The organism is Streptomyces sp. WAC00040 (assembly GCF_056835925.1).
Genome location: NZ_JAKQZE010000002.1, coordinates 597,915 through 616,109 on the forward strand (window position 1 = coordinate 597,915; position 18,195 = coordinate 616,109).

22 protein-coding genes and 1 pseudogene are annotated in these 18,195 nt (G+C 72.2%); 15 read left to right on the top strand and 8 right to left on the bottom strand.

Annotated elements, in window-relative coordinates; all coding sequences use genetic code 11:
- Positions 1-25 precede the first annotated feature (25 nt).
- The 5 genes from MDN94_RS22040 to MDN94_RS22060 all read right to left on the bottom strand — a co-directional run bounded on the left by MDN94_RS22040 (position 26) and on the right by MDN94_RS22060 (position 3,546).
- Complete coding sequence (locus tag MDN94_RS22040) at positions 26-649, bottom strand: nucleoside/nucleotide kinase family protein (protein ID WP_482727602.1); 624 nt, start codon at positions 647-649, stop codon at positions 26-28.
- Positions 646-1,248: a P-loop nucleotide/nucleoside kinase family protein gene (locus MDN94_RS22045; protein ID WP_482727603.1), complete on the bottom strand. Its 603-nt coding sequence runs from the start codon at positions 1,246-1,248 to the stop codon at positions 646-648. Before MDN94_RS22045 ends, MDN94_RS22040 begins: the two co-directional genes overlap by 4 nt.
- Positions 1,249-1,830: 582 nt before the next feature.
- The gene (locus tag MDN94_RS22050) at positions 1,831-1,989 is read right to left on the bottom strand and encodes a hypothetical protein (RefSeq protein WP_482727604.1); all 159 of its coding nucleotides are present in this window, start codon (positions 1,987-1,989) and stop codon (positions 1,831-1,833) included.
- Positions 1,986-2,114 carry a hypothetical protein gene (locus tag MDN94_RS22055; protein ID WP_482727605.1) on the bottom strand — a complete coding sequence of 43 codons (129 nt, stop codon included), beginning with the start codon at positions 2,112-2,114 and terminating at the stop codon, positions 1,986-1,988. Before MDN94_RS22055 ends, MDN94_RS22050 begins: the two co-directional genes overlap by 4 nt.
- A gap of 280 nt (positions 2,115-2,394) precedes the next feature.
- A complete protein-coding gene (locus MDN94_RS22060; protein WP_482727606.1) occupies positions 2,395-3,546 on the bottom strand; it encodes a serine hydrolase domain-containing protein in 1,152 nt (383 codons plus the stop codon).
- Between the two features lie 490 nt (positions 3,547-4,036).
- On the opposite strand from MDN94_RS22060, the gene MDN94_RS22065 reads away from it, so the two are divergent.
- The 8 genes from MDN94_RS22065 (at position 4,037) to MDN94_RS22100 (ending at position 7,770) form a co-directional block, all read left to right on the top strand.
- Positions 4,037-4,351, top strand: a complete 315-nt coding sequence (locus MDN94_RS22065; RefSeq protein ID WP_482727607.1) for a gas vesicle protein GvpO — start codon at positions 4,037-4,039, stop codon at positions 4,349-4,351.
- A 52-nt stretch (positions 4,352-4,403) separates the two neighbouring features.
- Positions 4,404-4,916, top strand: coding sequence for a gas vesicle protein GvpJ (gene gvpJ, locus MDN94_RS22070; protein WP_482727608.1), 513 nt, complete (start codon positions 4,404-4,406; stop codon positions 4,914-4,916).
- A gap of 3 nt (positions 4,917-4,919) precedes the next feature.
- On the top strand, positions 4,920-5,663 hold the full coding sequence (locus MDN94_RS22075) for a GvpL/GvpF family gas vesicle protein (RefSeq protein ID WP_482727609.1): 744 nt from the start codon (positions 4,920-4,922) through the stop codon (positions 5,661-5,663).
- A gap of 5 nt (positions 5,664-5,668) precedes the next feature.
- On the top strand, positions 5,669-5,944 hold the full coding sequence (locus MDN94_RS22080; RefSeq protein ID WP_482727610.1) for a gas vesicle protein GvpG: 276 nt from the start codon (positions 5,669-5,671) through the stop codon (positions 5,942-5,944).
- Complete coding sequence (locus MDN94_RS22085) at positions 5,941-6,348, top strand: gas vesicle protein (RefSeq protein ID WP_482727611.1); 408 nt, start codon at positions 5,941-5,943, stop codon at positions 6,346-6,348. Before MDN94_RS22080 ends, MDN94_RS22085 begins: the two co-directional genes overlap by 4 nt.
- A 75-nt stretch (positions 6,349-6,423) precedes the next feature.
- A complete protein-coding gene (locus tag MDN94_RS22090) occupies positions 6,424-7,278 on the top strand; it encodes a GvpL/GvpF family gas vesicle protein (protein ID WP_482727612.1) in 855 nt (284 codons plus the stop codon).
- The gene (locus MDN94_RS22095) at positions 7,262-7,495 is read left to right on the top strand and encodes a gas vesicle protein (RefSeq protein WP_453459651.1); all 234 of its coding nucleotides are present in this window, start codon (positions 7,262-7,264) and stop codon (positions 7,493-7,495) included. Before MDN94_RS22090 ends, MDN94_RS22095 begins: the two co-directional genes overlap by 17 nt.
- Positions 7,471-7,770, top strand: coding sequence for a gas vesicle protein K (locus MDN94_RS22100; protein WP_482727613.1), 300 nt, complete (start codon positions 7,471-7,473; stop codon positions 7,768-7,770). Before MDN94_RS22095 ends, MDN94_RS22100 begins: the two co-directional genes overlap by 25 nt.
- 279 nt (positions 7,771-8,049) lie before the next feature.
- Here the strand turns inward: MDN94_RS22100 and MDN94_RS22105 are convergent, their stop codons facing one another.
- Positions 8,050-9,618, bottom strand: coding sequence for an alpha/beta hydrolase (locus MDN94_RS22105; RefSeq protein ID WP_482727614.1), 1,569 nt, complete (start codon positions 9,616-9,618; stop codon positions 8,050-8,052).
- Positions 9,619-9,727: 109 nt separating this feature from the next.
- Here MDN94_RS22105 and MDN94_RS22110 point away from each other — a divergent pair, with 109 nt between their 5' ends.
- A complete protein-coding gene (locus MDN94_RS22110) occupies positions 9,728-10,633 on the top strand; it encodes a helix-turn-helix domain-containing protein (protein WP_482727615.1) in 906 nt (301 codons plus the stop codon).
- 316 nt (positions 10,634-10,949) lie between these two features.
- Positions 10,950-11,165: a hypothetical protein gene (locus tag MDN94_RS22115; protein WP_482727616.1), complete on the top strand. Its 216-nt coding sequence runs from the start codon at positions 10,950-10,952 to the stop codon at positions 11,163-11,165.
- A 513-nt stretch (positions 11,166-11,678) separates the two neighbouring features.
- Here MDN94_RS22115 and MDN94_RS22120 read toward each other — a convergent pair.
- Positions 11,679-12,812, bottom strand: a pseudogene (locus MDN94_RS22120) (cation:proton antiporter); the annotation flags it as partial.
- 2 nt (positions 12,813-12,814) lie between these two features.
- The gene (locus MDN94_RS22125) at positions 12,815-13,285 is read right to left on the bottom strand and encodes a cation:proton antiporter regulatory subunit (protein ID WP_482727617.1); all 471 of its coding nucleotides are present in this window, start codon (positions 13,283-13,285) and stop codon (positions 12,815-12,817) included.
- Positions 13,286-13,659: 374 nt separating this feature from the next.
- Here MDN94_RS22125 and MDN94_RS22130 point away from each other — a divergent pair, with 374 nt between their 5' ends.
- The 5 genes from MDN94_RS22130 (at position 13,660) to MDN94_RS22150 (ending at position 18,034) form a co-directional block, all read left to right on the top strand.
- On the top strand, positions 13,660-14,244 hold the full coding sequence (locus MDN94_RS22130; RefSeq protein WP_482727618.1) for an NAD-dependent epimerase/dehydratase family protein: 585 nt from the start codon (positions 13,660-13,662) through the stop codon (positions 14,242-14,244).
- 222 nt (positions 14,245-14,466) lie between these two features.
- Positions 14,467-15,279 carry an SAM-dependent methyltransferase gene (locus MDN94_RS22135; RefSeq protein WP_482727619.1) on the top strand — a complete coding sequence of 271 codons (813 nt, stop codon included), beginning with the start codon at positions 14,467-14,469 and terminating at the stop codon, positions 15,277-15,279.
- A 114-nt stretch (positions 15,280-15,393) separates the two neighbouring features.
- Positions 15,394-16,299: a LysR substrate-binding domain-containing protein gene (locus MDN94_RS22140; RefSeq protein ID WP_482727620.1), complete on the top strand. Its 906-nt coding sequence runs from the start codon at positions 15,394-15,396 to the stop codon at positions 16,297-16,299.
- Positions 16,300-16,409: 110 nt separating this feature from the next.
- Entirely contained in the window at positions 16,410-16,991 is a 582-nt protein-coding gene (locus tag MDN94_RS22145) for a cysteine dioxygenase family protein (protein ID WP_482727621.1), read from the top strand.
- On the top strand, positions 16,991-18,034 hold the full coding sequence (locus MDN94_RS22150; protein WP_482727622.1) for a YeiH family protein: 1,044 nt from the start codon (positions 16,991-16,993) through the stop codon (positions 18,032-18,034). Before MDN94_RS22145 ends, MDN94_RS22150 begins: the two co-directional genes overlap by 1 nt.
- Positions 18,035-18,195: the final 161 nt, after the last annotated feature.

Genomic DNA, 18,195 nt, shown 5'->3' on the forward strand with positions numbered 1-18,195 from the left:
ACGGCCTGCCCGTGCCGGTGGGAGGTCACATGTGGGCTCGAGCCGGTGGGCCAGGCTCGAGGCCGAGCGTCGCGAACAGGTCTTCGGGGTGCACGGCTTGCGGTGCCCGGTCCGCTGCTGCCGCGATGTCCTTGGCTGTGCGTTCCGCGTCCGACCTGTCCGTGCGGACGACCAGGTCGAAGAGATTCCGTAGATCGGAGCCGAGCAGGTCCTGGGCTGTCTCGTCCCAGGCGGCGAGCCGCTTGGCCGTGTCGGTGTCCCCGCGTTGCCGTGAGCGTGTGTCGCACACGTCCCTCGGCACCCAGAGCAGCACGCGCAACCACTGCACCGGCGCACCTCTCAGCAGCATGCGCATGTCCGCGACATTGCCGATGTGCGTGACGGGGACCAGACCGTGGTCCTGAGGTTCTGTCAGGGACTGGCGGTCGACGGCGTAGATGTTGCCGTAACGCCGGGTCTCCACGACGATCCGGTCCTGCCGGCGCAGCGATTCGAGCTCCTCGGCCGACACGAATCGGTAGCCCGTCGACCGTCCGGATCCATGCTTCAGCTTCGTCACCAGCCGGAAGCGGGGGTCGACGGTCTGCAAAGCTGCCGTCACGGTGTCCTTGCCCGATGTGGGCGGCCCGTACAGGACGACTGCGCTCACGCGTCCCCCAGAAGCCGTTGTGCGACGGACTCGACCTGCTCGGCCAGCGGGCGGGAAGCGCCGATACGGTTGTCGATCACGTGGTGGGGAACGACCGGCCGGCGATCGATGTCGATTCCGCTCGTGTACTCGGGCCAGTGAGTGAGCTTCCACGTGTCGCGCGAGGCGTCGCGTGAGATGAGCCGGTCACGCATGGACTCCAAGTCGCTGTCCACCCACAGTGTTTCGAATCGGGCCCCGATCCTCCCGCACCTGCGCCGGACGCGCGCTGTCCACTGGGCGTCAGCACTCTCGGCGAGGAACGGTGCCACCGCCACCACGGAAATGCCGCACTCGAGGTTCTCCCAGACGGACTTCATGAGGCAGGCGTACTCCAGCGGCCGGGCGTGCTCGAGATACATCTGGCTGTGCCGGTCGTCCGGGTCCCCGCCCAGGGCCTCGAGGAGCCGCTCGGTCATCGGCCGGCTCAGCGTGTCCTTGTCGAGCATCGCCCATCCGGTGGCGGACGCCAGGATCTTCCCGGCCTCGGACTTGCCGGAGCCGGCGTAGCCCGCCACCAGGGCAAGAGTGATGGTGCTTGCGCCCAACGCTGTGGTCACTTCGCCCGCCCCCTGGATGACTTGAACACCTGTCACCAAGTTTAAGGGCAGTCGGCGCCTAGGTGATCAAGATTCCGTGATGACGGGCGAGTTGTCGGGTGAGCCGCGCCGTCTGCTCGCAGCAGGCAGAGGAGACGCGCCAATGAGCAGGGCGGCGACGGCGGCAGCATGGCAGTTGCGGGACAGGCCGGCCTTGGTGTCGGGCCGTCCTCGCGATCCGACGGGTCTTGTGTCAGAACGCGTGCAGACCAACCCGGGGCTGTTCGGAGCTCACGTTCTCGATGTAGATCTCCATCCATGCGACCTTGCGCCGCCGATCGTCCCCCACACACGGTGGACAGACGCTTGCCCGGAGGGGGCCCTTCAGCGTCTGGGGCTCCGCGAGGCCAAGGTGTCTGAAGAGCTCACGCTTCGGCGTAAAACTGCTCTTCCACCGAGCCGGTGGGGCTTCTGACCGTAGGCCCTTCGCGATCTGTTCCGCGGTGGTTCTGTCGGTGCGGAAGGTGAGGATGTAGCTGTCCTCTTGAAAATTGACCTGTACGGCGCCCTTCACCTCTGAGGCGCCCTCTGGGATCCGGATCCTCATGAAGCCGGCTGCCTCAGCTGCGCCGACCCCTTCTTCCAGTACGGGTAAGGGCTGTTGCGCGTGACCCCGCCCGGGTCTCCGACGGAGCAGGAAGCGATCAGCTGCGCGGGGAACAGGGCGGCGAGCACGCTCCAGCGCTTGTACCGGGTGCTCACCGGTTCTCCTCGTCGCCCCGCGAGTCGTCACCGCGACTGCCCTCGCGGCCCGGGTCACCCGGCTTGACGGCGGGTTCCGCATCGCTGCTCATGTCGTGGTTGTAAGTCGAGCTGCTGTCGAGCATGTCGAATCCTGGGCGATGCCGACTGACGATCCGCCGCATCAGCCTTGATCTGATCCCACTCGTCTCAGGCCATGGTCTCTCCCCCGATTGATCACTTCCACGCAAACGTACAGAGCGGCATTCGCAACAGGGAGACATAGCCCTCGCCATGAGTGCGCAAGAGGTGGCCGAATCGTGGTGTTCTGGGCTTCGCTGTACGGCAAGGTGACATTTCCGTGCCGAACACCTGGCGCGGCACCATCGCAGGCTTGAGAGTTTCACGTTCAGCGCCCGCGACCGATCACACTCCCGCCGCGTACGTCCAGAAGTCCCGCATCGGCTCAGGGAACGTCGGGCCGGACATCTGCAGCTGGGTGAGAAGGATCGTGACGGTGCCCGTGGACGGGATGACATGGGCGGCCGTGCCAGTGCCGCCGACCCAGCCGTAGCGGCCCGGGACGCTCCACGGTTCGACCGGCTCCACGTCGACCGCCCCGCCGAAGCCCCAGCCCATGCCCTCCAGGAACAGGCCACCGGCCTTGCGCTGGGACACGGTCAGGTAGTTGGTGGTCATCCGCCCCACGGACTCGGCTGTGAGCAGGCGGTCGCCGGATGCCGTCGCGCCCTGGTCGAGGAGCATGCGGGCGAAGGAGTGGTAGTCGTCGACCGTCGAGACCAGACCGCCCGCGCCGGACGGGAACGCGGGCGGCGTGCTCCACTGGCCGTCCGGTGTGTCGGCCAACTCGAGGGCGCCCATGGGATCCACCCGGTAATAGCTGGTGAAGCGGTCGCGCTTGGCCGGCGGTACCGCGAACGCGGTGTCGGCCATGCCCAGCGGCTCGAAGAGCCGTTCCGCCAGGAAGTCCGGCAGCGAACTGCCCGAGACCCTCGCGATCAGTACGCCCTGGATGTCGGAGCAGATGTTGTACAGCCAGGCCTCGCCCGGCTGGTAGAGCATCGGAATCCGGGACAGCGCGGCCATCCACTCATCCGTCGGAGGGACGGCCCGCGGCTGCGGCGGACCCTGCTTCAGCTCACTGACCAGCGGTTCGACCGCCGGCAGTGAGAAGTCGGACGGGAAGCCGTACCCGGCGCGCGAGACCAGCAGGTCGAACACGGTGATCGGCCGCTCCGCCGGAACCACGTCGTCGACCGGACTGTCCGGCGTGCGGACGACCATGGGGGAGGCAAGCTCCGGCAGCCAGGTCCCGACCGGGTCGTCCAGCGCGATCCTGCCGTCCTCGACGAGCATCATGACCGCAGCGGCCACGACGGGCTTGGTGATCGAGGCGATACGGAAGATCGTGTCCCTGGCCATCGGAGCTGTGCGCTCGGCATCGACGTGGCCCACGGCCTGTACGTCCACCTGATCGCCCCGCGCGACCATGGCCACCGCGCCGGGGAGCGACTCGGTGTCGACGTGTTCACTCAGGACGTTGTGCAGATCGGTCATCGGGCCACCTTCTCGTGTGTGCGGTCAGAAGAAGGACTGCCACAGCGACAAGGAGTCATCGCTCGCCCCATCAGCGGGACCGTCAAGAGGCGTCGACCCGGTCACACCGGTCCCCAAGTCCGGATACGGTCCCGCCAACCGGGCCGCGCGCCAGGCCGTCGAGCAGCGCGGCCCCTCGGCTCTCCCGGATCCAGCGGCAGCGCTTGCGCACAAGCGCGGCACCCAACACGGCTCATGTCGTGCGCGCCCCGGACGCGCCTGCAGTGCGGTGGACACCGAGCGCAGCGCCGCCCGCACCTCGTCGCTTCCCGCCCCCTGGGCGGTGAAGCACGCCGACCGCGTGGCGACACAGGCCACCGCGCAGGCCGCCCGCGGGGCGGCAACGGCCCACCGTGCAGGCCTCCGCGGGAGCACCGGCCCATCGCGCAGGTGGCCCGTCCGGCCCATCAGTACGCGCAGTCCGCGGCTCGGGGTGAACACACTGTTGCCCATGGCAGAGCAACGTGAACGCCGCGGCCGCGCCGCGACCGCTGTCTCCTCCCCTCCGCCGGTGGAGGGACCCGAGGAGGCCGCCGGCCGGGCCTGTCGGTGCATCACCGGACTCACCGGTCACCCGGCGGAGGGAGTGTCCGCCATCAGCCGTTCCGAGGACGGCTGGCACGTCGACGTCGATGTGCTGGAGGTGCCGCGCATTCCCGACACCACGAGCCTGCTCGCCACGTACGAGGTGGAACTCGACCGGGACGGCGAGCTCCTGCGCTACCGCAGGGTCCGCCGCTACCGGCGCGGTGCGGCCGACGACTGAAGCCACCGCGCAGCCGACCACCGCGCAGCGGTACCCGAAAGGACGGCCCGCCATGACCACCACTTACACCGAGCAGGTCGCGTGTGTGCCCCGCGCGGGCACTCTGTACGACGTCATCGAGATCATCCTCGACCGCGGCATGGTGATCGACATCTTCGCCCGCGTCTCCCTGGTCGGCATCGAGATCCTCAAGGTCGACGTGCGCATCGTCATCGCCAGCGTCGACACCTACCTCCGCTTCGCCGAGGCCTGCAACCGCCTGGACCTGGAGACCGACACCCGCAGCAAGACCGTGCCCGAGCTCTTCGGCGGCGGGGCCGTGACCAGAGCGGTCGGCAAGAAGGCGGCGGGGAAGGCCGTCAGGTCGATGGGCGAGAAGGTCAGGAGGGCCGTCGGGGCCCGGGACGGCGACGAGGACGTGGAGCCGGAGGAGGAAGCACCGGCGGAGGACGAGGCCCTGGCGGAGGAGCAGGCCCTCGAGGAGGAGCCCCGCCCGCGGCGGCGGACCGCCACCAGGACCCGCGGCAGCCGCCCGCGCACGGCCCGGCGCGCCGAGGAGGACTGATCTGTGATCGCACGGGACCTGTACGTCTACGGCATCGTCCGCGCCGGTCACCGGCTCCCGTCCGGAGTCGTCGGCGTCGGTTCGCCGCCCGCTGCGGTGCGCGGCCTCCCCGCGGGCCGACTGGCGGCCGTGGTCAGCGACGTGCCCGAGGGACTGCGCGCCCGCAGACGCGACCTGATGGCCCATCAGGACCTCCTCACCTCCCTCGCCGCGCACGGCGCGGTTGTGCCCATGCGCTTCGGCACCGTGTGCGGCGGCGAGGACGTTCTTGTGGAGCGGCTGGCCGCGACCGAGCGCCACCACCTGACCTGCCTGGACCGCATCGACGGCCGCGTGGAGATGAACCTCAAGGTGCTGCCGGCCCAGGAGGACGGGCTGGCCGACCTCCTCAGGGACGACGCGCACGTACGGCGGCTGCGCGACGAGGCGCGCCGCCGCCCCGGCTACGAGGCGAACCTGCGCCTGGGCGAGGCGGTGACGGCGGGCCTGGAACGCCGGGCCCGGGAAGCGGCGGCACATCTGCTCCGCGAACTCTCCGCACTCGCCGACGGCACCGCCGCGGGGCCGGAGGTGGCCGGATGCGTCCTCAACACATCCTTCCTGGTCGACGGTTCCGGTCACGACCGGTTCACGGCCGCCGTCTCGCGCCTGGCCGCCGGCCACCGAGGCCGCGCCGAGCTGAAGCTGACGGGGCCGATGCCCTGCTACAGCTTCGTCGGCCCCGAGCACGCACCGGTCGGGGCCTGAGCGGCATGGGCCTGCTGACCGGGATCCTCCTGTTGCCGCTCGCACCCGTCAGGGGCGTCGCCTGGCTTGCCGAGCGCATCAACGACGCGGCGGAGCACGAGCTGTACGACCCGTTGGTCCTGCGGGCGCGGCTCGCGGCCCTGAACGAGGCGCTGGAGGGCGGGGAGATCGACATCGAGGAGTTCGAACGCGAGGAGGAACGGCTGCTCGATCTGCTCGAGCACCGGATGTTCCGCGCACCGCCCGCCGCCACCGAACCGACACCAGGAGCGCACCGATGAACGACAGCACCGGGACGGCGCTCGCAGCGACGGGGGCCCGGAACACCGCGTCCTGGGACGCACCCGCTTCGACGGCGGCCCCCTACGGGCCGCGCACAGCGAATCTCGCCGACATTCTCGAACGCGTTCTCGACAAGGGCATCGTCATCGCCGGCGACATCAAGATCGACCTTCTCGACATCGAACTGCTGACCATCCGTCTGCGGCTGTTCATCGCCTCGGTCGACACCGCCAGGAAGGCCGGCATCGACTGGTGGGAGACCGACCCGGCGCTCTCCTCACGTGCCGCCCGCGATGCGCTGGCCGAGGAGAACCAGCGGCTGCGCGAACGGCTCGAAGCGCTGGAGAGCGGTGACCCCCCGACAGCGGGGGCGGGCGTGGCCGGGGAACCGGCCGGCACGTGACCCCCGCCCTCGCACCCGTCACTTCCCCTCCCCTTCCCCGGGCGAGCCCGGGACCTTCCACATGAGGAGCACCCGATGACGGCGGCCCCTTGCACGACCGACGTCTCCACCGCCACCTACGTCTTCGCCGTCTGCCGCGGCGGCGACCTCGCCGCCCTCGAAGGCCTGGCGGGCCACACGGAGGGCGGACACGTCCGCCTGCTGCCCGTCGGCTCCTTCACCGCCGTGGTGCAGGACGTGCCGGCCGACAGGTTCTCCGAGGAGGCCGTGCGGGAACGGCTCTCCGACGGCGCGGAACTCGAGCGCTGCGCCCGGACGCACCACGCCGTGGTCTCCGCGACGGCGCGCTGCGCCCCTACCGTCCCCCTGCCGCTGGCCACCCTCTACCTCGGCGACGAACGCGCGCGCACCGCGCTCGGGAAGCGCGAGCGGCGCCTGCACGCCGCGCTGGACCGCATCGAGGGCCGCGTCGAGTGGAGCGTGAAGGCGTACGCCGTACCGGTGCTCCCCGACGCACCGGCCGGGCGTCCGGGAGCTACCACCCCGGCCACGGCCCCCAACGCCCCCTCTTTGGACGGTCCCGGTGCCGGCCTCGCCTACCTCGAGCGGGTGCGCAGCCGGAAGCAGGCGCGCGACCACCGGCAGGAGACCGCACTGCGCGCCGCCGAGAAGGTGGACACCGCCATGCGGGACCTCGCGGTGGCCGCCCGCCGGCTGCGCCTGTACGGCCCGGGCCCGGGCAAAGACCGCCGTACCCAGGTGCTCAACGCCGCCTACCTGGTGGCGGCGGGCCGCGAAGAGGAACTGGCCGCGGCCCTCGGGCGGCTGCGGCAGGAGGCGGAGGCGGATGGCGTCCGGATCGAGGCCTCCGGGCCTTGGGTGCCCTACTCCTTTGTGGACGGGGGCGACACCGATGACCTCGACGGCTGAGACCGTCCCGTGGGACGGCGCCTGGGAGGAGGGCGGCCCGCTCGGCGTGCCCCTGGTGGACCTGCTGGACCGGGTCCTGGGCACCGGTGTGGTCGTCAGCGGCGACCTGGTGATCGCCATCGCCGAGGTGCCCTTGGTGCGAGTCTCCCTGCACGCGCTGCTGTCCTCGGTCAACGAGCGCGTCCCCGCGCCATGGGGGGACGGTGGACCACTGTGACGGCGGACCGGGTCGACCTCGACGCCGACACTGTCGGACGCGACCTCGTCGCACTCGTGCTGACCGTGGTCGAACTGCTGCGGCAACTGATGGAACGGCAGGCGATCCGCCGCATCGACGAGGGGGACCTCACCGACGACCAGGTGGAGCGCATCGGCCGGACTCTGATGCTGCTGGACGAACGGATGGCCGAACTCCGCGACCACCATGGGCTGTCGCCCGAGGACCTCAACCTCGACCTGGGCCCCCTCGGGACGTTGCTCCCCCGGGATTGACCCCGCGCCCTGATCCCCAAGGCAGGAGCGGCCGGCGATCGCCACCCAGTGGTCGACGCGGTCCGGGGCGCAGGCGACAGGGAGCCGCGGTCGGCGATCGGGCGGATCCGGTCGGATTTCGCCCTGGCTCCGCAGAGTCCGTGAGATACACGCTGCCGTGACGGGTCCCGCGAACGAAGAGACCTCGGGGAGACCCCCGGCCGGCCGGGGGACCGCGCCAGGGGGTCTTTGACCCCATGCTGCGGCGCGCTCTCCGGCGGCCGGCAGACCCCGCGCACCTCAGCGCCGCAGATGCCCCAGCACCGACCGCACCGCCCGGGCCACCGCCTCCCGTGCCTCGTCCGTGTGGTCGATCGTCTCGAAGCCGTGATGGCCCTGCGGCACGTCGACGATCTCGACAGTGGCCTCGCAGTCCTCGGCGGCGGTCAGGAATTCCTCGACCGTCGCCGCGATCTCGGGCCGTTCCAGTCCCACCCGGGTCAGTACGACCGGCAGTCGGCCCGCCTTGCGCACCATGGCCGCCGGGCGGAACCGGGAGTCGGTGAGCGGCCACTGCGGCAAGGGCGCGAGCACCGGATACGTCGCCGTGACGCAGCGCAGCCACGCCGGGGGCGCCGCGAGCCAGTCCGCCGACAGGAGCCCGCCGCCGGAGAAGAACCACAACGCCACCCGATCCCCGTCGACGCGCGGATCCGCCCGTACGAGCCCCACCGCTTCCGCGACGTCCTCCGCGGCACGCCCGTAGTCGGTGAGGTCGTGCAGCCGGTGGTCCAGCGTCACGCCCACCGCACCCAGCGACGCCACGTACGAGGCGTAGCCCACGAAACCGGGCCAGTCCCGCGGGGTGGGGCGTACCTCGGCGGAGACAGGGCCGCCGTGGACGAAGACCACCGCGGGGCGGGGCTCGTCGGTGTCGGGGAGGTAGAGGTCCACCCGTCCCGTGCGCTCGCGGTGCTGCTCCGGTACTTCGAGGAGGAACGGCCGCAGATGCCCGGGCTGCTCGCTCACGGACGGGGAGATCCGGTGGCCCTCTCCCGCGGCGGCCCGGCGCAGCACCTCGGCCAGCTCGCCCGGCGTGGAGAGCATCGGCCAGTGCCCGGTGCCGAGTTCGAAGAAGGTCACCCGGGGGTCGGTGAGCACCTGGAGGCGGGGGTCGCCCAGGCCGACCAGGCCCTCGACCATGGCGATGCTCGAGCCGTTGGCGACGCACAGGACGCCCGTCGTCGGCACGCCGGACAGCGCGCCCGAGAGCCGCAGGGGCCGGGTGAGCGTGCCCTTCGGCTGCGGGGCGGCGAGCCGGGTCAGCCGCGCCAGCGCTTCGGCCGGGACTCCGTCGGTGCTGCCCCATCGCTGCCATTCGTCGGCCGGAGGCGGTGGGATCAGCCCGTCCTCCGCCGCCTGCCCTGCCACGGCCGCTCCTTCTGCCGTCGTCCCCGTTTCATGCGTGGTGTCCGCCAGCAGTTGGTGGACCGTCTGGTCGGGAACCAGCGCGAGGGCGGCGTCGCCGTCCTGCGGCATGCCCGCGTCCAGGTGGACGATCCGGGCGACGCGCCCCGAGCGGCGGTCGGCGGCGCCCAGTACAGGGTGGATGCCGTAACCGTGGCCGACCAACACGACGTCCGGTGCCGCCGGTTTTGCCGGAGCGGGCTCCAGATGGTCGATCAGCTGCACCAGGTCCTGGATGTGCGTCTCCAGGTCCGTGTCGGGGCCCGCCAAGTGGCGGCGGTCGCCCATTCCCGTGAGTGTCACGGGATGCACCTCGGCGCCCGACTCACGGAGTGTCGCGGCCACGTCGCGCCAGATCCAGCCGCCGGTGAAGGCGTCCGACACCAGGATGAAAACCGTCATCACGTCTCCTCGTATACGTGGTCCGCACGACCGGCCGGTCGGGCCGTCCGTGCTCGCCGGTACCGTAGGAACTCCCCCTGAGGGAGGTTCAACCTTGTCGCCTGACGGCATGTGGAGCATCGGAGAGCTCGCGGAGCACGCGGGCGTGACCGTCAAGACCGTCCGCTTCTACTCCGACCGCGGACTGCTGCCCGAAGCCGCTCGCAGCAGCGGGGGCCACCGGCGTTACGGCCCGGAGGCGATCGAACGGCTGCGCCTGATCCGCTCGTTGCGCACCCTCGACCTGCCGGTCCCCGTCGTCGGCAGGGTCCTCGACGAGGAGGACGCGCTGGAGGACGTCGTCGCGGGGCAACTGCGGGCGATCGGCTCCCGGATGACCGCCCTGCGCTGGCGGGAGGCCTCCCTGCGGCTGCTCCAGGACTGCACCCCCGAGGAACGCGTGGACCGGCTGCGGCTGATCGGTTCCGTGACCGCCCCGCCCAGTACGGCGGCGCTGGCGCGCTTCTGGCGGCGCTGGCTGCCCGCACGGCTGCCGGCCCGAGTGGCGTCCGCGGTCGTCGACCAGGCCGTTCCACAGCCACCGGACGACCCGGCCCCGGGCCAGGTCCTCGCCTTCGCGCGGCTGCACGCCCTTGTCTCAGGGCCCTGCCACGGCAATGAGGACTGCCGGCCCGCGGCGCACCGGCCGGACACGGGGTACCGCCCGGCCGTGCTTTACGAGGGTCTCGGCGAGGCGTACGGGCTCGCGGCGCGGCACATGCTCGACCGGCAGCCGCCGCACGAGGGTGAAGCGCTCGACTGCTTCGTCGCCGCCTACGCCCGCTCGTGCGGTACGCGCGACACACCTGACTTCCGCCGGCTGCTCGCCGGCCAGCTCGCGGCGGACCCTCGGATCGACCGCTACTGGCAGCTCGCCGGCGAGCTGTTCGACCCGTCGCAACCGACTCCCGGCGCTGCCCACGACTGGCTCTGCGCCGCGTTGAACCCGGTTCAGGCGGCCGGGGCGTCCGCCTGAACCGGCACCGCTCCTGCCGGGTGTGCGTCCGGGCCGGGCCGGACGGCGCCGGGGGGTTCGCAGGCCGAGGCCGGCCCGGGTGCCTCGCTCTGGACGACCGCCTCGCCCCCGAAGCGTCCGTCTGGACCGGGCAGCTTGCCCCGGTGCGTCCGCCCGGGCACGCCCCTCGCCCGCGCTCGCCCGCCCTGGGGCGAGTGCCTCGCGCCCCTCCCGGCGGCCGGGCCGGCCACCGCCACCACCGTTGGCACGGGCCGACAGCGCTCCCCTGTGCGGACCCGGTCGGGGGGCGGCCGTCGTCGTCGGCGAGGATGGGCGGGTGGCCCATCGCATCAGCACCCTGATCTCCGCGCTCGGCGTCTTCGCCGCCTCGATGCTGCTCATCGCCGCCGTCGTCGAATACCGGGCGGGCGCCTCGGCGCTGTGGGTGGGGCTCGGCGTCCTCGTCTTCGTGAGCGCGGTCCACACCCTCGTGCGTGACATCCGGCGCCCCCGCGCGCGTTGGCGTCCGCGCCGGCCTACGCCCGACGAGTAGGCGGCGTCAGCGGCCTCGCAGCTTCCGTCCGGCGGCCGGTGGCCGCACCGCCTCGCGGCCCCAGGCACCCGCATTGTCCGCCGGTTTCGACACCCGGCATGCGCTCCGTCAGGACCGGTCGTCCCTCCGTCGTCGCCCGCTCCTCCAGCGCGCGATCCCCTCGGGCGCTACCGCCGACCCCCCTTCCGAACCCCTCGCGGGGTCGGCGGTAGCGCCCGAAGGGTCGGTCGCCGAGTCGTTCGAAGCGCTCCTTGCCGGGCCGGCCGGAGCGCCCGAAGGCTCGCCCGGAGGGCCCGTCGCGTCGGCCGGAGCGCCCCCCGCCGGCTCGGCCGGAGTGTCCGCCGCCGGCTCGGCCGGAGCGCCCTTCGCCAGGTCCGCCGGAGTACCCGCCGCCGGCTCGGCCTCAGCGCTCCTTCCCGGGCCGGCCCGAGCGTTCCCCGCCGGCTCGGCCGGAGTGTCCGTGAGCCGGTCGGGCGTCGGGCCGCCCACCGTATGGGGGCGGCGGAGCAGCCAGGAGGCCAGGGGTTCGGTCCAGCGGGTCGTGAGTGGGCCGATGAGTACGAGGATGAGGACATAGGCCGCCGCCAGCGGGCCGATCCTCGGCTCGGTCGCGGACGCCAGGCCCGCGATCACGATCGAGAACTCGCCGTGGGCCACCAGTGTGCCGCCCGCACGCCAGCGGCCGCGGGCGCCGATGGCCGCGCGGCGGGCCGCGTACCAGCCTGTGGCCGTCTTCGTCACCATGGTGGCCGCGGCGAGTGCGAGCGCGGTGAGCAGGACCGGCGGGATATCGTTCGGGTCGGTCGAGAGGCCGAAGAAGACGAAGAACACCGCCGCGAAAAGGTCCCGCAGCGGCGCCATGATTTTGCGCGCCCCCTCCGCGACCTCGCCCGACAGGGCGATGCCGACCAGGAACGCACCGACCGCGGCGGACACCTGGAGCTCCTGGGCGATGCCCGCGACCAGCAGGGTGAGGCCGAGCACGACGAGCAGCAGCATCTCGGGGTTGTCGGAGGACACCGCCCGGCTGACCAGCCGGCCGTGGCGCAGGGCCACGTAGAGCACGAGGCCGACCGTGCCGAGCGAGATCAGCAGCGCGATGCCCGCGCCTGCCAGGCCCAGACCGGCGATCAGCGCGGTGAGCAGCGGCAGGTAGAGGGCCATCGACAGGTCCTCGATGACGAGCACGCCGATGATGACCGGCGTCTCGCGGTTGCCCAGGCGGCCCAGGTCGACGAGGACCTTGGCGATGACTCCCGACGAGGAGATCCACGTGACGCCGCCCAGGGCGACGGCACCCACCGGGCCCCAGCCGAGCAGCAGCGCCGTGCCCGCCCCCGGCAGGGCGTTGAGGACGAAGTCCACGACGCCGGACGGGTACTGGGTGCGCATGCTGTCGACCAGTTCGGACGCGCTGTACTCGAGGCCCAGCATGAGCAGGAGCAGGATGACGCCGATTTCGGCGCCGACGGCCACGAAGTCGCCGCTCGCGCTCAGCGGCAGCAGCCCGCCGGAGCCGAAGGCGAGTCCGCCGAGGAGGTAGAGGGGTACGGGGGAGAGACCGAAGCGGCCCGCGAAGCGGCCGGTCAGGCCCAGACCGAGCAGGATCGCGCCGAGCTCGATCAGCAGCATCGTCGTGTCGTGCACGGTCAGCCTCCGGCGATGATCTCGGCGAGGGCGTCGACGCCCTCCCGGGTGCCCACCGCGACGAGCGTGTCGCCCGTGGCGAGCCGGAAGCCGGGGCCGGGGGACGGATGCGCCCCCGTCCGTCGCAGCACGGCGACGACCGACGCGCCGGTTCTTGTCGAAGCGCGGGCGTCACCGAGCGGCCGCCCGACGTAGGGCGACCGGGCTCCGACGGGGATGTGCTCGGTGACGAGGTCGATGCCGTCGGTCCGTACGGCGTCGATGGGTTCGGCGTCGAGGAGATGGGCCAGCGCCGTGGCCTCCTCCGGCCCCAGCGGTACGGAGAGGAGGCAGGCGTCGGGGTCGTCCGCGCCGTAGAAGCCGAGGAAGCGGCGGCCGTCGTTGTGCACGACGACCGAGACGTGGTGGCCGCTTTCCGTGCTGAAGTCGAACTGGGTGCCGACGCCCGGCAAAGGGGTGCGACGGGTGGTCATGCTCGCCTCCCGGGAGCGGCTCCCCGAGGGAGAGGATGCGTCCTGGATCGTTATATATCGTTATGCACTGTTTTTTGGGGGGTGCTGATCAGTCTAAGGAGCCGGTCGCCGTAACGAACGTGATCACTGGGGCGTACCGACGTGACCACTGGATCCGTACAGGTTGGGCACGGGTGCCGCGGTCCCATGTCACAGACCTGTCGGGCCCACTCGTTCCATGTGCGAGAGCCCGTTTCGGAAGCAGGAAGGGTGATGACCGTGCGAGTGTTCGTGGCAGGCGGGGCCGGGGTCCTGGGGCGGCGGCTGGTGCCGCAGCTCGTGGCCAGGGGGCACCAGGTGACGGCCATCTGCTGGCCGCCGCCGAGAAGGCCGGCGTGTCCCACGTGGTCGCACAGAGCTACGCCGGCTGGAACGGCATCCGCGAGGGCGGACGGGTGAAGACGCAGGAGGACCCGCTCGACCCGATGACGGGGACGGCGGCGGGCCCGGGGATGGAGGCGATCCGGTACGTCGACGACGTGGTCGTCGAGGCCGGCGGCGCGGCCCTGCGGTACGGCGGGTTCTACGGGCCCGGTGCCACCGACGCCCAGGTCGAGCTCGTACGCAAGCGGCAGTTCCCGCTCGTCGGGGGCGGCACCGGCCACAGCTCGTGGGTGCATGTCGACGACGCGGCGAGCGCCACCGTCCTGGCCGTGGAGCAACGGGCGAAGGGAGTGTTCGACATCGTCGACGACGAACCGGCCCCGGCCGCCGAGTGGCTGCCCCACCTGGCGGAGTGCGTGGGCGCGAAGCCGCCGATGCGGGTCCCCCGGTGGCCGGCCCGGCTGCCGGCCGGGGAAGTGGCGGTGGCGATGATGACCGAGGGGCGCGGCTTCTCCAACGCCAAGGCCAAGCGGGAGCTCGGCTGGGAGCTGCGGTATCCGTCGTGGCGGCAGGGCTTCCGGGACGGCCTCCTGTGACCCGGACGGACGCGTTGGAGGAGCAGCGGCCGCTGTGGTCCGGTCGCCTGAGTGCTCCGCGGAGCCGGTCCGCTCGCCGCGAAGCGGAACGCGGCCGGGATCTGTGACGCAACCAGCTTCCCAGGTAAGGGAGTTGCTTGCCGTCCGTAGCAGGTCCTGCGAAGATCGTGCGATCGTCCCGTGACCGGGAAGAACGGGCGTCGAGCAGTGAGGGAGCCCCGCATGACCGGGACCGAGCCGGCCGCATTACGCATCGACACCAGCAGGCCGCACCCGGCCCGGGTGTACGACTGGTTCCTCGGCGGCAAGGACAACTACCCGGTCGACGAGGAGCTCGGCCGGCAGATCATGGGCGTCGACGGGACGGCCCGGCACGTCGCCAGGACCAATCGCTGGTTCATGCAGCGCGTCATCCGCTGGCTGGCCGGCGAGGCCGGGATTCGCCAGTTCCTCGACATCGGTACCGGCATCCCCACCGAGCCCAACCTGCACCAGGTGGCCCAGGGCATCGCCCCCGATGCCCGGATCGTCTACACCGACAACGACCCCATCGTGCTGACCCATGCGGAGGCGCTGCTGCGCAGCAGCCGTCAGGGTGTCACCGACTATGTGCAGGCCGATGTGCGCGAACCCGGGCGCATCCTGGCGCAGGCCCGGAAGAACCTGGACTTCACGCGGCCCGTGGCGCTCTCCCTGGTGGCGCTGACGCACTTCCTCGGCGACGAGGACCGCCCCTACGACCTGGTGGCCCGGCTGGTGGACGCCCTCCCGTCCGGGAGCTACCTCGTACTGTCGCAGCTGACCGCCGACTTCGATCCGGTCGCCGTCGGGCGGGGCGTGGCGATGTACGCGGCCGGCGGCGTGACCCTCGCGCCCCGTACCCGGGACGAGATCGCCCGCTTCTTCGACGGCCTGGAGCCGGTGGAGCCCGGGATCGTCCAGCTGACCGATTGGCACCCCGAGCTCGCCGTGGGCGAGAGCGTGGACGAGAACGCCGTGATCTCGCTGTACGGTGCGGTGGCCCGCAAGCCGTAGCCGGAGGGAGCGGACGGGACGGGAGCCCGCCGGGTCACCGCCTGAGGGGCAGAGCCGGCGCGTGGCCGGCGGCCGGAGAGCCGTGAGCCCCCAAAATCCGCTTATGATGCACCGGTGTTCGATTCCCGGCACATCAAGACGTTCCACGAAGTGGTCAGGACCGGATCGTACTCGGCCGCCGCGCGTGCCCTCGGCTACACCCAGCCCGCCGTCACGCAGCAGATGAAGGCCCTCGAACGCGACGTCGGCTCACCGCTGTTCGTCCGGGTCGGCCGGGGCATGCGGCTCACCGAGGCGGGCGAGGCGCTGTCCAGGCACGCGACGGCGATCCTCGACTCGATGTCGGCCGCGCAGGAGCAGGTGAACGCCCTGACCCGGCTGCGCGCCGGGCGGGTCCGCCTCTGCGCCTTCCCGAGCGCCAACTCCACCCTTGTCCCCGAGACGCTGGCCCGCCTCACGGCCGCGCACCCCGCCATCCGCGTCGACCTGCTGGAGAACGAGCCGCCCGAGTCGCTGCGGCGCCTGGCGCGGGGCGAGTGCGACATCTCGCTCGCGTTCACCTACCCGGGGCTGCACGAGGAGGTGCCGGAGGAACTGGTGGAGATCCCGCTCCTCGAGGACCAGCTGACCGTGCTGCTGCCCGGCGGCCACCACCTCGCCCGGCGGCGGATCGTCCGGCTCACCGACCTGGCGGCGGAGCGCTGGATAGCCGGCTGCCTGCGCTGCCGCGCCAACCTCCTGCACGAGTGCGCGGAGGTGGGCTTCGTCCCCGACATCGCCTTCATGACGGACGACAACCTGGCCGTGCAGAGCCTCGTCGCGGAAGGGCTCGGCGTCGCCATGATCCCGGCGCTCGTACTGAACTTCATGCGCCACGCCAAGGTTGCCGGCCGCCCGCTCCAGCCCGCCTCACGGCGCAAGATCTCGGCGTACGTGCTGAAGGAGCACCTGCGCATCCCCGCGACCGCGCTCGTCCTCGCGGAACTGAGGACGGTCGCCGCGAACAAGACCGGCTGCTGACCGGGCGGCAGCCGGGCAGGCTCCCCAAAGGCCCATGCATAAGCAGTGCTTGGGGAAACCGAAGAAACAGTCGTTGGACGTAATGGTTCCGCCGTTCGAGGCTTGTCGGTATGACTCCGGCTCCGACCGCGCAGAGCGCATTCACGGCCCCCCGTACCACTGAACGTCTCGACGCCCTCATAGCCGGCGTGCGCGAGGTGGTCGGGCGAGGGCTGCCGCCCGACCCGACGGCGTACCTGGTCGGCGAACGCCTGGCGCCGCATCTGGGCGCCGACGACCTGCTCACCCCGGAGCAGCGGCAGAGCGACCCGGACCGCTACCGGCAGCACCTCCTGCACGCCGAGCACGACGGCAGCTTCTCCGTCGTCGCGCTCGTCTGGCTGCCAGGACAGGGGACCTCCGTGCACGACCACGTCTCCTGGTGCACCACCGGCGTGCACGAGGGCCAGGAGCACGAGCGGCGCTACCGGCTCGTGCCCGCCGCCCGCGCGGACGGCACCGCGCGGCTCGTCGCCACCGCCGACGTGGTCGGCGAGCAGGGCGACTTCTGCGGTTTCGCCCCGCCCGGAGACATCCACCGGGTCTGGAACCCGGGCCCCTCCACCGCGATGTCCCTGCACGTCTACGGCGCCGACATATCCCGGCTCGGCAGCAGCGTCCGCCGCGTCTATGCCCTGCCGGCCGACCGCTGATGGCGCTCCTTCGGGACCGCCCCGCCGCACCTTCCCGGGTCCGCGCGGCAGGCACCCGGCTGCGAGGGCTCACGCTCGCGGCCCTCGGCGTCGCGCTCGCCTGGTCCGTCCACCGGATCCTGCCCGGCGTACCCATGCTCACCGCCGCCGTCGTGCTCGGCGTCGCCGCCGCGCACCTGCCCCGGCTGCGGGCGACCGTACGCGGACCGGCCCGGCCGGGACTCTCGTACGCGGGGCGACGGCTGATGCGCGCCGGGATCGTGCTCCTCGGCCTGCGGCTCGGCCTCGACGACGTGCGGGGCCTCGGCTGGAGCACCGTCGCCATGGTGCTCGGCGTCGTGACGGCCACGCTCCTCGGGACCTGGTGGCTCGGCCGGCGGCTGGGACTGACGGGTGACCAGCCGCTGCTCATCGCCACCGGCTACGCCGTCTGCGGCGCGTCGGCCATCGGCGCCGTGGGGGAGGTACGGGACAGCGACGAACGGGACGCGGCCACCGCCGTCGCCCTGGTCACCCTCTGCGGGACGTTGGCGATCGCCGTACTTCCCCTCCTCCAGGGGCCGTTGGGGCTCGGTGCCGCCGAGTTCGGCCGCTGGGCGGGCGCCAGTGTCCACGACGTCGGCCAGGTCGTCGCCACCGCGCAGACCGCGGGGGACGCCGCGCTGGGCGAGGCCGTGCTCGTGAAACTGATGCGGGTGGCGATGCTCGGCCCGCTCGTCGCCGTCGTCGCGCTGGCCGCCCGCCGCGGGAACAGGGCCAGTAAGGGGGCGAGCGGTGCGCGAGGGGCGCCTCTTGTGCCGCTCTTCGTCGTGGGGTTCCTCGCCGCCATGGCCCTGCGCAGCACCGGGCTGCTGCCCTCGGCGGCGCTGGAGACCGCGCACGTCGCGCAGGAACTGCTGCTCGCCGCCGCCCTGTTCGGGCTCGGCAGCGCAGTCGACCTGCCGTCCCTGACCCGCACCGGCGGCCGCGTCGCGGCACTCGGCCTGTCGGCGTGGCTGGTCGTGGCGGGGCTGTCCTACGCGGGAGTGCTGCTGGTGGCGTGACCGGCGCCGGAAGGTGAGCCGCGGGCGGCCGGGCGCGTACGCCGTACGCGAGGGGAGACGTGTCGTGCCCGGGGGCCGGGAAGCCCATGCGTCCCGACAACGGCCGCATGTGGGGTTGCGGCGTGGCCGGTCGGCCTCCCGGCAGTCCCGGGCACACACGG

Coding starts and splice junctions, on each gene's coding strand:
- MDN94_RS22055 (WP_482727605.1), bottom strand. CDS start 2,114: ATGCTCGACAGCAGCTCGACTTACAACCACGACATGAGCAGCGATGCG.
- MDN94_RS22060 (WP_482727606.1), bottom strand. CDS start 3,546: ATGACCGATCTGCACAACGTCCTGAGTGAACACGTCGACACCGAGTCG.
- MDN94_RS22065 (WP_482727607.1), top strand. CDS start 4,037: ATGGCAGAGCAACGTGAACGCCGCGGCCGCGCCGCGACCGCTGTCTCC.
- gvpJ (WP_482727608.1), top strand. CDS start 4,404: ATGACCACCACTTACACCGAGCAGGTCGCGTGTGTGCCCCGCGCGGGC.
- MDN94_RS22080 (WP_482727610.1), top strand. CDS start 5,669: ATGGGCCTGCTGACCGGGATCCTCCTGTTGCCGCTCGCACCCGTCAGG.
- MDN94_RS22085 (WP_482727611.1), top strand. CDS start 5,941: ATGAACGACAGCACCGGGACGGCGCTCGCAGCGACGGGGGCCCGGAAC.
- MDN94_RS22090 (WP_482727612.1), top strand. CDS start 6,424: ATGACGGCGGCCCCTTGCACGACCGACGTCTCCACCGCCACCTACGTC.
- MDN94_RS22095 (WP_453459651.1), top strand. CDS start 7,262: ATGACCTCGACGGCTGAGACCGTCCCGTGGGACGGCGCCTGGGAGGAG.
- MDN94_RS22100 (WP_482727613.1), top strand. CDS start 7,471: ATGGGGGGACGGTGGACCACTGTGACGGCGGACCGGGTCGACCTCGAC.
- MDN94_RS22105 (WP_482727614.1), bottom strand. CDS start 9,618: ATGACGGTTTTCATCCTGGTGTCGGACGCCTTCACCGGCGGCTGGATC.
- MDN94_RS22110 (WP_482727615.1), top strand. CDS start 9,728: ATGTGGAGCATCGGAGAGCTCGCGGAGCACGCGGGCGTGACCGTCAAG.
- MDN94_RS22125 (WP_482727617.1), bottom strand. CDS start 13,285: ATGACCACCCGTCGCACCCCTTTGCCGGGCGTCGGCACCCAGTTCGAC.
- MDN94_RS22135 (WP_482727619.1), top strand. CDS start 14,467: ATGACCGGGACCGAGCCGGCCGCATTACGCATCGACACCAGCAGGCCG.
- MDN94_RS22145 (WP_482727621.1), top strand. CDS start 16,410: ATGACTCCGGCTCCGACCGCGCAGAGCGCATTCACGGCCCCCCGTACC.
- MDN94_RS22150 (WP_482727622.1), top strand. CDS start 16,991: ATGGCGCTCCTTCGGGACCGCCCCGCCGCACCTTCCCGGGTCCGCGCG.